Origin of the sequence: Bradyrhizobium sp. SZCCHNR1093, assembly GCF_032381175.1 — a bacterium.
In the GTDB taxonomy this organism is placed as follows: domain Bacteria; phylum Pseudomonadota; class Alphaproteobacteria; order Rhizobiales; family Xanthobacteraceae; genus Bradyrhizobium.
This window is the reverse complement of record NZ_JAUHJJ010000004.1, coordinates 596,793-608,584: the sequence shown is the minus strand read 5'-3', so window position 1 is coordinate 608,584 and position 11,792 is coordinate 596,793. Positions and strand designations below refer to the sequence as shown.

Genomic DNA, 11,792 nt, shown 5'->3' with positions numbered 1-11,792 from the left:
AGCGGGCGGCGACCAGCCATCCGCTGCGTCGCGCTTTGGACAGGCAAAAGGACGTTCAACAATGGCTAACATCACCGCAGCGATGGTGAAGGACCTGCGCGAGTCGACCGGCGCGGGCATGATGGACTGCAAGGCCGCGCTCACCGAGAACGGCGGCGACATGCAGGCCGCGCAGGATTGGCTGCGCAAGAAAGGCCTGTCGAAGGCCGCCAAGAAGGCCGGTCGCGTTGCGGCCGAGGGCCTGATCGGCGCGCTGACCTCGGGCAAGAAGGGCGTGGTCGTCGAGGTCAACTCCGAGACCGACTTCGTCGCCCGCAACGAGCACTTCCAGGGCCTGGTCAAGATGATCGCCCAGGTCGCGCTCGACGTCGGTGCCGACGTGGAGAAGATCAAGGCCGCCAAGGTGGGCAGCATCACGGTCGAGGCCGCGATTGCCGATTCGATCGCCACCATCGGTGAGAACCAGACGCTGCGGCGTGCGGCTTCGCTCGAAGTGAGCCAGGGCGTCGTGTCGAGCTACGTCCATGGCGCCGTCATCGAGGGTGCCGGCAAGCTCGGCGTGATCGTGGCGCTGGAGTCGCCCGGCAAGACCGACGAGCTCGCCGTACTCGGCCGCCAGCTCGCGATGCATGTCGCCGCGGCCAATCCGCAGGCGATCGATGCGGCCGGTCTCGATCCGGAACTCGTCAAGCGCGAGAAGGACGTGCTCGCCGACAAATATCGCCAGCAGGGCAAGCCGGAAAACGTGATCGAGAAGATCGTCGAGTCCGGCCTGAAGACCTACTACAAGGAAGTCACCCTGCTCGAGCAGGCCTTCATCCACGACAGCGGCAAGTCCGTCGCGCAGGCGCTGAAGGAAGCCGAAGGCAAGGTCGGTGGTCCGATCAAGGTCGCCGGTTTCGTCCGCTATGCCCTCGGCGAGGGCATCGAGAAGGAAGAGACCGACTTCGCTGCCGAAGTCGCCGCCGCCAGCGGCAAGAAGTAACGACTGAACCTGGTTCGATCCGGCGCATGCGTGCGCCGGATCCCAACGCGCGAGACAGGGAAGCATTGGCACATGGCTGAGCCGGTCTATCGTCGCGTCGTGGTCAAGCTGTCCGGCGAATATCTCGCGGGCCCTCATTCCTTCGGCATCGACCAGCCGACCATCGACCGCATCGCCGACGACCTCATTGCGGCTCAGAAGCTGGGCGTCGAGATTGCCGTCGTCGTGGGCGGCGGCAACATGGTGCGCGGGGTCGAGGTCTCGTCGCAGGGCGTATCGCGCCCGACCGGCGACACGATGGGCATGCTCGCGACCGTCATGAACTGCCTGGCGCTCGAAGCCGCGATTCAGCGCAAGGGTACCCCGGCGCAGGCGCTCTCGGCCTTCGTGATGCCGGAGGTTTGCGAGCTGTTCACGCGCGCTGCAGCGCACAAGTCGCTGGCCGAAGGGCGCATCGTGGTGCTCGGGGGCGGCACCGGCAATCCCTATTTCACCACCGATACCACCGCCGTGTTGCGGGCGGCCGAGATCGGCGCGCAGGCCGTGCTGAAGGCCACCAATGTCGACGGCGTCTATAGTGCCGATCCCAAGAAGGATCCGGCCGCCAAGCGCTTCGACCGTCTGACCCATTCGCAGGCCATCGAGGGCGGCTACAAGGTCATGGACGCGACTGCATTCGCGCTTGCCCGGGAAACATCGCTGCCTATCATTGTCTTCTCCATTGCCGAACCCGGCTCGATCGGTGCGATGCTGCGGGGCGAAGGGCGCGGCACCATCGTCGCGGGGTGAGCCCGGCACCGTCGGCGGCCGGTGTTGGACCGATCCCCAGCCTGCGGTAGAAGCGTAAGCGAAACAGGAATTCGTCCGGGAGTTGCGCGAGTCCGGCCGCTGGCCCTCCAAGGCCCGGCAGAACGGCCGCAGCGACCGGGTTGCAGAAAGGAAAGCGTGATGTCCACGGGCAATTTCGATCTCAACGAACTGAAGCGCCGCATGCAGGGCGCGACCCAGGCGCTGAAGCACGAGCTCGGCGGCCTGCGCACCGGCCGCGCCTCGGCGTCGATGGTGGAGCCGGTCCAGGTCGAAGCCTATGGCTCGCACATGCCGCTCAACCAGCTCGCCACCGTCTCCGTGCCCGAACCGCGTCTGCTGTCGGTGCAGGTCTGGGACAAATCGATGGTGAAGGCGGTCGAGAAGGCGATCGTGGATTCCAATCTCGGCCTGTCGCCGGCGACCGAAGGTCAGGTGATCCGGCTTCGCATTCCCGAGCTCAACCAGGAGCGCCGCAAGGAGCTGGTGAAGGTCGCGCACAAATATGCCGAGGCCGCGCGCGTCGCTGTCCGCCATGTCCGCCGCGACGGTCTCGATACCCTCAAGAAGCTCGAGAAGAATCACGAGATGTCCGAGGACGATCAGGAGCGCCTCGCTGCCGACGTGCAGAAGGCGACCGACAGCGTGATTTCGGAGATCGACCAGCTGCTGGCGGCGAAGGAAAAGGAAATCCTCACCGTCTGAAGGATGTTTTTGATGTCCAATGCCGCGGCCCCCGTGACGGAGGCGCCGGAACGCTCCGACGGCCCGGCCCACGTTGCCATCATCATGGATGGCAACGGCCGCTGGGCTGCGGCGCGCGGGCTGCCGCGCGCGGAAGGGCATCGCCGCGGCGTGGAGGCGTTGCGCCGCGTGGTGCGCGCGGCGCCCGAGCTCGGCATTCGCTATCTCACCATCTTCTCGTTCTCGTCCGAGAACTGGTCGCGCCCGGCGAGCGAGATCGGCGACCTGTTCGGCCTGCTGCGCCGCTTCATCCGCAATGATCTTGCCACGCTTCATCGCGATGGCGTTCGGGTCCGGGTGATTGGCGAGCGCGATGGGCTGGAGCCCGATATCTGCGCGCTCCTGAGCGAAGCCGAGGAGCTGACCCGGGGCAACACCAAGCTGACGCTGGTGCTGGCGTTCAACTACGGCTCGCGCCAGGAGATCGCGCGCGCGGCCCAGCTTCTGGCGCGCGAGGTCGCCGAGGGCCGGCGCGATCCGTCCTCGATCGATGCCGACGCGATCGGTGCCCATCTCGATGCGCCCGATGTTCCCGATCCCGATCTCATCATCCGCACCAGCGGCGAGCAGCGGCTGTCGAACTTCCTGATGTGGCAGGCGGCCTATAGCGAGCTGGTGTTCGTGCCGATCCATTGGCCCGATTTCGACAAGGCCGCACTCGAAGGCGCCATCGCCGAGTTCGGCCGGCGTGAACGCCGCTTCGGCGGCCTCGTGGCGAAAACCGCCTCGTGACCAAACCGGACACCGCAGCCGTGGGAGACGCCGGCGGGCAGCCGAAGCGGGCTGCGCCCAGCAATCTGGTGATGCGGGTTGCGGCGGCGCTGGTGCTGGTGCCGCTGGCGCTCGGCGCCGCCTATGCCGGCGGCGTATTCTGGACCGCACTGGTCACGGTGGTCGCGGTCGGCCTGTATCTCGAATGGCTGATGGTGGTGGGCGAGGTCCGCAAGGCCAGCGTCGGCACGGCCGGAGCCCTGGCCATCGGCGTTGCCGGCATTTGCTGCGCATTCGGCCTGATCGACTTCGCCGTCGTCGTGCTCGCCCTTGGCCTCGTCGTGGTCACGGCGCTGGCTGATGCGGGACGCCGCGCCTGGGCGGCCGCCGGCTTCGCCTACGCCGCCGCTGCCGAGCTCGGCTCGGTGCTGGTGCGCTTCGATGCCGCCGAGGGATGGCATGCGCTGGTGCTGGTGTTTCTGGTCGTGTGGGCCAGCGACATCGGCGGCTACGTTGCGGGCCGCAGCATCGGCGGGCCGAAGCTCGCGCCGCGGATCAGCCCGAACAAGACCTGGGCCGGCGCGATCGGCGGCTTCGCGGCCAGCCTTGCTGCCGCGGCCGGCTGGTCGTTGGCGGGCGCCGGCGGACTGGTGACGATTCTCGTGCTGGCAGCAGTGCTGTCGGTGGTCTCGCAGCTCGGCGACCTGCTCGAATCTGCGGTGAAGCGGCACTTCGGGGTCAAGGACTCCAGTCACATCATTCCCGGCCATGGCGGCCTAATGGATCGCCTGGACGGCTATGTCGCGGCAATCGTTGTCGCCGCATTGCTCGGTTTGCTGCGCGGCGGCCTCGATGGCGTCGGCCGCGGTCTTCTGGTTTGGTGACCGGCAGCGCTGCTGATCGGTCGAGATGCTTGGTGAGAACATGAGCGCAGTGCCATTGCGGAACAACAAGGCCGGTCTCGCGGAGGTGCGCAGCGTCACCGTGCTCGGCGCCACCGGCTCGATCGGCGATTCGACCATGGATCTCGTGCGCGGCGCGCCGGAGCGCTACCGGGTCGAGGCGCTGACCGGCAACAGCAACGTCCAGGGCCTGGTGAAGCTGGCCCGGGAGTTCAGCCCGCGCTTCGTCGCGGTGGCCGATCCGGCGGGGCTCGATGAGCTGCGTGACGCACTGGCGGGCACCGGGATCGAATGCGGGGCAGGGGAGAGCGCCATCATCGAGGCGGCAGCCCGTCCCGCCGACTGGGTCATGGCCGCCGTCTCCGGCGCCGCCGGCCTCAAGCCGGCGCTGGCCGCGGTGGACCGCGGCGCGACCGTGGCGCTCGCCAACAAGGAATGCCTGGTCTGTGCCGGCGACTTCTTCATGGAGCGGGCCGCCCGGGCCGGCGCCTGCATCCTGCCGGCCGATTCGGAACACAACGCGCTGTTCCAGGCGCTGTCCTCGGGCAATCGCGAGGAGCTGGTGCGGGTGATCATCACCGCCTCCGGCGGTCCGTTCCGCACCTGGGCGGCTGATGACATCGAGCAGGCGACCTTGGCCCAGGCGCTGAAGCATCCGAACTGGAGCATGGGCCAGAAGATCACGATCGATTCGGCCTCGATGATGAACAAGGGCCTCGAGGTGATCGAGGCGTCCTACCTGTTCGCGCTGTCGCCCGACGAGATCGACGTCCTGGTCCACCCGCAGTCCATCGTCCATGGCATGGTCGAGTTCTCGGATCGCTCGGTGGTGGCGCAGCTCGGCGCGCCCGACATGCGCATTCCGATCGCCCACTGCCTTGGCTGGCCGGAGCGTATCAAGGGCCCGTCGGCCCGGCTCGATCTCGCCAAGATCGGCACCCTGACTTTCGAGGCGCCGGACTTCGAGCGGTTCCCCGGTCTGCGGCTGGCCTACGATTCGCTGCGCACCGGGCGCGGCGCGACGACCGTGTTCAATGCGGCCAACGAAGTCGCCGTCGCGGCCTTCATCGCTGGTCATATCCGGTTCGGTGCTATTGCCCGACTGGTCGAGGCAACCCTCGAAGCGTGGACCCGATCGGGTAATCTGGCACCGTTGACCTCAGCGGACGACGCCATCGCCATTGACCATGACGCGCGAAAAAGGGCCTCCGGCCTCTTGCCTCAAATCGCCGCAAAAGCATCTTAAAGGGTTGGACGGGCCACTGGCCCATCGGGAAGGTCATCGATGTCGGAATTTTTCCACCATATCTTCAATACGTTGAGCCATGGCCTTCTCGGCTACATCGTCCCGTTCCTGTTCGTGCTGACGATCGTGGTGTTCTTCCATGAGCTCGGCCATTTCCTGATCGCGCGCTGGGCCGGCGTGAAGGTGTTGACGTTTTCGCTCGGATTTGGCCCAGAACTGATCGGTTTCAACGACCGCCACAACACCCGCTGGAAGATCTCGGCGATCCCGCTCGGCGGCTACGTGAAGTTCTTCGGCGACGAATCCGAGGCCTCGACGCCGTCGGCCGAGGCGCTCGCCAAGATGACGGCCGAGGAGCGCGCCGACAGCTTCCACCACAAGACCGTCGGCCAGCGCGCTGCGATCGTCGCGGCCGGCCCGATCGCCAACTTCATTCTGGCGGTCATCATCTTCGCCGGCATGGCGCTGTATTTCGGCAAGCCGAACACGACCCCGCGGGTCGATGCGGTGCAGCCGGACAGCGTCGCAGCCGCCGCCGGCTTCAAGGACGGTGACGTCATCGCCGCCATCGATGGCCGCGCGATCGAGACCTTCGCCGACATGCAGCGGGTCGTCTCGGTCAGCGCCGGCACGGAATTGTCCTTCCTGATCAAGCGTGACGGCACGGAACTCACCCTGAAGGCGACGCCGGCGCTGAAGGAGGTCAAGGACCTGTTCGGCAACAGCCACCGGATCGGCGTGCTCGGCATCCAATACAACGCCAAGCCGGACGAATCGCGGTCGATCCCGGTCGGGTTCCTCGAATCGATCAAGATCGGCTTCGAGCAGGTCTGGTTCATCATCTCCACGACCTTCAAGTTCATCGCCTCGCTGTTCGCGGGCGCCGGGAGTGCCGGCGACGTCGGTGGACCGATCCGAATCGCACAACTCTCGGGGCAGGCGGCCAGCCTCGGCTTCCAGTTTGTTGTGCAACTGTGCGCGACGCTTTCGGTCTCGATCGGGCTCCTGAACCTGTTCCCGGTTCCGCTGCTCGATGGCGGGCACCTGTTGTTCTATGGGGTCGAGGCCGTCCGCGGCCGGCCGCTGTCCGAGCGGGCGCAGGAGATGGGGTTCCGAATCGGCCTCGGGCTGGTCCTCATGCTCATGGTCTTTGCAACCTATAACGATATCCTTCACCTCGCCGGGTCCTGAGCGCGGCTTTTTTACGACGTGGCCGTTGGGCAACGTTTTGAAACGAATTTGAAAATTCAGAGAGATCCGGCGTTTGCCGTCGGGTCCAAATTGGCTACAAGCGAACGACAAATGGGAATCTGTCGGGTTCGTAGGGGTACGGAACCGGCAACGGAATATAAGGGCGCGTAGCGCATGAAGTTCGGATTGCGGGTGCGGGGGGGCTTGGCGGCCGCCTTTATCATGTTCGCCGGACCGGTGGCTTTGCCGCTGGCGAGCGTGGTTCTTTCGTCGCCAGCTGCGGCTCAGACGGTCAACTCGATCGAAGTGGTCGGTAACCGCCGCGTCGAGCTGGAGACCATCCGCTCGTACTTCAAGCCGGGCCCCGGCGGGACGCTCGACGCCGGCCGGGTCGACGACGGCCTCAAGGCGCTGATCGAGACCGGCCTGTTCTCCGACGTGAAGATCAATCGCCAGGGTGGGCGCCTGATCGTCACGGTCGTCGAGAACCCGGTGATCGGCCGCGTCGCGTTCGAGGGCAACAAGAAGGTCAAGGACGAGCAGCTCCAGGCGGAAGTGCAGTCGAAGCCGCGTGGCACGCTGTCGCGCCCGATGGTGCAGTCCGACGCCCAGCGCATCGCGGAGATCTACCGCCGCTCGGGCCGTTACGACGTGCGCGTCACGCCGGAAATGATCGAGCAGCCGAACAACCGCGTCGACCTGATCTTCACGGTCGAGGAAGGTGCCAAGACCGGCGTGAAGTCGATCGAGTTCGTCGGCAACAACGCCTTCTCGTCCTATCGCCTCAAGGACGTCATCAAGACCCGCGAGACCAACCTCCTGAGCTTCCTCGGCTCGGGCGACGTCTACGATCCGGACCGTGTCGAGGCCGACCGCGACCTCATTCGCCGCTTCTACCTGAAGAATGGCTATGCCGACGTACAGGTCGTGGCCGCGCTCAGCGAGTACGATCCGGAGCGCAAGGGCTTCCTCGTGACCTTCAAGATCGAGGAAGGCCAGCAGTACCGGGTCGGTTCGGTCGACTTCCAGTCGTCGATCGCAACGCTCGACGCCACCACGCTGCGCGGCTATTCGCGCGTCAGCGTCGGTTCGCTCTACAACGTCGAGAACATCGAGAAGTCGGTCGAGGAGATGCAGATCGAGGCCTCGCGGCGCGGCTACGCGTTCGCGGTGGTCCGTCCGCGCGGCGATCGCAACTTCGAGGCCCACACCGTGTCGGTCGTGTTCGCCGTCGACGAGGGCCCGCGCACCTATATCGAGCGCATCAACATTCGCGGCAACACCCGCACCCGTGACTACGTCATTCGCCGCGAGTTCGACATCTCCGAGGGCGACGCCTACAATCGCGCCCTGGTCGACCGTGCCGAGCGCCGCCTGAAGAACCTCGACTTCTTCAAGGACGTGAAGATCGTGACCGAGCCGGGCTCTTCGAGCGACCGCGTGGTCCTGAACGTCATCCTGGAAGAGAAGTCGACCGGCGACTTCTCGATCTCCGGCGGTTATTCGACCACAGACGGTGCGCTTGCCGAGGTCTCGATCTCCGAGCGCAACTTCCTCGGCCGCGGCCTGTTCGCCAAGGCGTCGGTGACGTACGGCCAGTTCGCGCGCGGCTACTCGCTGTCCTTCGTCGAGCCGTATCTGCTCGACTACCGGGTCGCGCTCGGCCTCGACCTCTACCAGCGCCAGCAGCTCGCCAACAACTTCATCTCCTACGGCACCAAGACGCTCGGCTTCAGCCCGCGCCTCGGCTTCCAGCTGCGTGAGGATCTGTCGCTGCAGCTGCGCTATTCGATCTACCGCCAGGAGATCTCACTGCCGGCGACGCTGTCGGACTGTAACAACTTGGCCGCCGGCACCCTGATCGGCAACCGCTTCGTTCCGTTCAACCCGACCCCGGCCTTCATCAACGCTAATGGCGGCGTCGATCCGACCGGCAATAACGGCCTGGGCTGCTTCGCCAATGGCGAGGCGTCGCTGCCGGTCCGTCAGGAGCTGGCGAAGGGCGCAACGCTGACCTCGGCGCTCGGCTACACGCTGAATTACAACACGCTCGACAACAATAAGAACCCGACCGACGGCCTGCTGGTCGACTTCAAGCAGGACTTCGCGGGCGTCGGCGGCGACGTGTCGTACCTGAAGACCGCGTTCGATGCGAAGTACTTCACCCCGCTGGTGTCGGACATCGTCAGCATCGTTCACCTCCAGGGCGGCATCCTGAACAAGATCGGCAATACGCAGCTGCGCATGCTCGATCACTTCCAGATGGGTCCGAACCTGGTGCGCGGCTTCGCTCCGAACGGCATTGGTCCGCGCGATATCAATCCGTTCGGCACGCAGGACGCGCTGGGCGGCACCAAGTACTGGGGCGCTTCGCTCGAACTGCAGATGCCGTTCTGGTTCCTGCCCAAGGAGACGGGCCTGAAGGGTGCCGTTTACGCCGACGCTGGCGGCCTGTGGGGCTATCAGGGGCCGACGTCCTGGGCTGCGACAGGCGAGGTTAATACCCCCGGCTGTATCAAGCCGACGCGCAACCCGAACAACGCCGGCACCTGCCTTGGTCTGCAGTTCGATGACCAGAACAAGGTTCGGACCTCGGTCGGCGTGGGTCTGGTGTGGGCGTCGCCGTTCGGTCCGCTGCGCTTCGACTACGCGATCCCGCTCACCAAGGGTCAGTTCGACCGGACGCAGGAATTCCGGTTCGGCGGCGGTACCTCGTTCTGAGCCTGGGCCGATCGAATCCGGGTTGGCATCGACCAACCTCGCCGGTGTAAGAAATGGGAGCTCGGTTCCGGGACACCGGAGCCGGGCTCTGACTTTTTGTCTTGAGAGTACGACGGAATGGCCCAGCCGACCTTCTTCCAATCGCCGCCGCCCACGACCCTGGCGGCGATCGCCGCCGCCGCCAAGGCCACCCTGGTCGACCCATCCCGCGGCGAGCAGGTCGTCAAGGGACTGGCGTCGCTCGACGAGGCCGGTCCGATGCATCTGGCATTCTTCGACAACCTCAAATACGCCGACCAGCTCGCCGGGACCAAAGCGGGCGCCTGCCTGGTCAGTCCGCGATTCGAGGCGCGCGTGCCGTCCCATGTCGCAGTGCTCCGCGCCAATCAGCCGTTCCGCGCCTTCGTGCTGCTCGCGCGTGAGTTCCATGCCGACGCACTGCGGCCGCAGCCCTGGTTCGGCGACGACGGAATCTCGCCCCAAGCCATCATCGATCCCACCGCGCGACTGGAGGACGGCGTCATCGTCGAGCCGCTGGCGGTGATCGGCGCCCATGTCGAGATCGGCTCGGGGACGATCGTTGGCGCGGGTGCCGTGATCGGCCCCCACGTCAAGATCGGTCGCGACTGCAATGTCGGCGCCCGCACCGTCATCCAGTGCGCGCTGATCGGCAATGACGTTCTGATCCATCCCGGCTGCAGCATCGGCCAGGACGGCTACGGCTTCATCTTCTTCGGCGCGGACGGGCACACCAAGGTGCCGCAGACCGGGCGGGTTCTGATCCAGAACCATGTCGAGGTCGGCGCCGGCACGACGATCGACCGGGGCAGCCTGCGCGACACGGTCATCGGCGAAGGCACCAAGATCGACAACCAGGTGCAGATTGGCCACAATGTCACAATCGGGCGGCATTGCCTGCTGGCGGCCCAGATCGGGCTGGCAGGAAGTCTCACGATCGGCGACAACGTCGCGCTCGGGGCGAAGGTTGGCATCAACAATCACCTGACGATCGGCGATGGTGCGCAGGTGACCGCGATGAGCGGCGTCAAGGACGACATTCCGCCGAACGGCCGGTGGGGCGGTTTCTTCGCCAAGCCGACCAAGCAGTGGTTCCGCGAGATCGTTGCGGTGGAACGGCTGGTGCGGGATTCGACCGCGACGAACAGGGACGAGGGACGGGAGTGATGGAGGAGTCACCCATCAGGTTTGCGGACGTCGACATCAACGAGATTCTCAAGACGCTACCGCACCGTTATCCATTTCTCCTGATCGACCGCGTGAAGAACATCCGGGCCGACTACAGCGGCATCGGCGTCAAGAACGTGTCGATCGGCGAGCCCTGCTTCCAGGGGCACTTTCCGGAGCGGCCGGTCTATCCGGGCGTGCTGATGATCGAGGGCATGGCCCAGACCGCCGGCGTGATCGGCATCAAGTCGGTCGAGGGCACGGAAAAGCCGCGCGCGGTGTATTTCCTCACCATCGACAAGTGCAAGTTCCGCAAGCCGGTGCTGCCGGGCCAGACCATCGAGTACCACATGCGCTCGATCGGCCGGCGCAAGACGATGTGGTGGTTCCACGGCGATGCCAAGGTCGACGGCGTCGTCGTCGCCGAGGCCGATGTCGGCGCGATGCTGACCGACTGACAGGCTGGTAGAAAGTTGATTGCGTCGACATGAGCAAGATTGATCCCACCGCACGCGTCGAGGATGGCGCCGTCATCGGTGAGGGGACCGTGATCGGTCCTTACTGCATCGTCGGCCCCAACGTCGTGATCGGGTCGAACTGCAGACTGATCAGCCACGTCCAGATCATGGGCCACACCACGCTCGGCGATGACAACGTGATCTCGCCCTTCGTCGTGCTCGGCGGCGCGCCGCAGGATCTCAGCTATCGCGGCGAGCCGCATCGGCTTGAGATCGGCTCCGGCTGCACCTTCCGCGAAGGCGTGACGATGAACATCGGCACCACCAAGGGCGGCGGCCTGACCAAGGTCGGCAATTCCGGGTTCTTCATGAACAATGCCCATGTCGCCCACGATTGCGTCGTCGGCGACAACGTGATCTTCGCGACCTCGGCCACACTCGGCGGCCATGTCGAGGTCGGCGATTCCGTCTACATCGGCGGTCTCTCGGCGGTGCATCAGTTCACCCGCATCGGCCATGGCGTGATGGTCGGCGGCGTCTGCGGCGTGCGCGGGGATATCATTCCGTATGGTCTGGTCAACGGCCAGTATGCCGCGCTCGAAGGCCTCAACGTGATCGGCATGAAGCGCCGCAAGTTCACCCGCGAGCGCCTCGCCACGGTGCGTGCCTTCTACCAGAAGCTGTTCCACGGTCCCGGCGTGTTCGCCGACCGCCTTGCGGCGGTGCGGCCGCTCGCTGGTGAGGATCCTGCCATTGCCGAGATCCTCGCCTTCATCGACGGCGGTCGACATCGCGCCTTGTGCCTGCCCGAGATCGGCAGGCCGACGATCGAGCCTTGAGCG

General features: G+C 65.7%; 11 protein-coding genes. All 11 read left to right on the top strand.

The features are described from left to right. Window positions 1-61: 61 nt before the first annotated feature. On the top strand, window positions 62-985 hold the full coding sequence (tsf, locus tag QX070_RS17405; protein WP_315711597.1) for a translation elongation factor Ts: 924 nt from the start codon (window positions 62-64) through the stop codon (window positions 983-985). Between the two features lie 72 nt (window positions 986-1,057). After that, window positions 1,058-1,774: a UMP kinase gene (gene pyrH, locus QX070_RS17400; protein ID WP_315738234.1), complete on the top strand. Its 717-nt coding sequence runs from the start codon at window positions 1,058-1,060 to the stop codon at window positions 1,772-1,774. A gap of 159 nt (window positions 1,775-1,933) precedes the next feature. Further along, window positions 1,934-2,497, top strand: a complete 564-nt coding sequence (frr, locus tag QX070_RS17395; protein ID WP_315738233.1) for a ribosome recycling factor — start codon at window positions 1,934-1,936, stop codon at window positions 2,495-2,497. A 12-nt stretch (window positions 2,498-2,509) separates the two neighbouring features. Next, window positions 2,510-3,268 carry an isoprenyl transferase gene (locus tag QX070_RS17390; RefSeq protein WP_315738232.1) on the top strand — a complete coding sequence of 253 codons (759 nt, stop codon included), beginning with the start codon at window positions 2,510-2,512 and terminating at the stop codon, window positions 3,266-3,268. Next, the gene (locus QX070_RS17385) at window positions 3,265-4,131 is read left to right on the top strand and encodes a phosphatidate cytidylyltransferase (protein ID WP_315738231.1); all 867 of its coding nucleotides are present in this window, start codon (window positions 3,265-3,267) and stop codon (window positions 4,129-4,131) included. The genes QX070_RS17390 and QX070_RS17385 overlap by 4 nt, the downstream gene beginning before the upstream one ends. A gap of 40 nt (window positions 4,132-4,171) precedes the next feature. Next, the gene (gene dxr, locus QX070_RS17380; RefSeq protein WP_315738230.1) at window positions 4,172-5,395 is read left to right on the top strand and encodes a 1-deoxy-D-xylulose-5-phosphate reductoisomerase; all 1,224 of its coding nucleotides are present in this window, start codon (window positions 4,172-4,174) and stop codon (window positions 5,393-5,395) included. A 39-nt stretch (window positions 5,396-5,434) separates the two neighbouring features. Further along, on the top strand, window positions 5,435-6,586 hold the full coding sequence (gene rseP, locus QX070_RS17375) for an RIP metalloprotease RseP (protein WP_315738229.1): 1,152 nt from the start codon (window positions 5,435-5,437) through the stop codon (window positions 6,584-6,586). A 174-nt stretch (window positions 6,587-6,760) separates the two neighbouring features. Then, window positions 6,761-9,307, top strand: a complete 2,547-nt coding sequence (bamA, locus tag QX070_RS17370) for an outer membrane protein assembly factor BamA (protein WP_315738228.1) — start codon at window positions 6,761-6,763, stop codon at window positions 9,305-9,307. A gap of 117 nt (window positions 9,308-9,424) precedes the next feature. Continuing rightward, window positions 9,425-10,492: a UDP-3-O-(3-hydroxymyristoyl)glucosamine N-acyltransferase gene (gene lpxD / locus QX070_RS17365; protein WP_315738227.1), complete on the top strand. Its 1,068-nt coding sequence runs from the start codon at window positions 9,425-9,427 to the stop codon at window positions 10,490-10,492. Then, on the top strand, window positions 10,492-10,950 hold the full coding sequence (gene fabZ, locus QX070_RS17360; RefSeq protein ID WP_284418776.1) for a 3-hydroxyacyl-ACP dehydratase FabZ: 459 nt from the start codon (window positions 10,492-10,494) through the stop codon (window positions 10,948-10,950). The genes lpxD and fabZ overlap by 1 nt, the downstream gene beginning before the upstream one ends. A 29-nt stretch (window positions 10,951-10,979) precedes the next feature. Continuing rightward, entirely contained in the window at window positions 10,980-11,789 is an 810-nt protein-coding gene (gene lpxA, locus QX070_RS17355; protein WP_315738226.1) for an acyl-ACP--UDP-N-acetylglucosamine O-acyltransferase, read from the top strand. Window positions 11,790-11,792 lie beyond the last annotated feature (3 nt).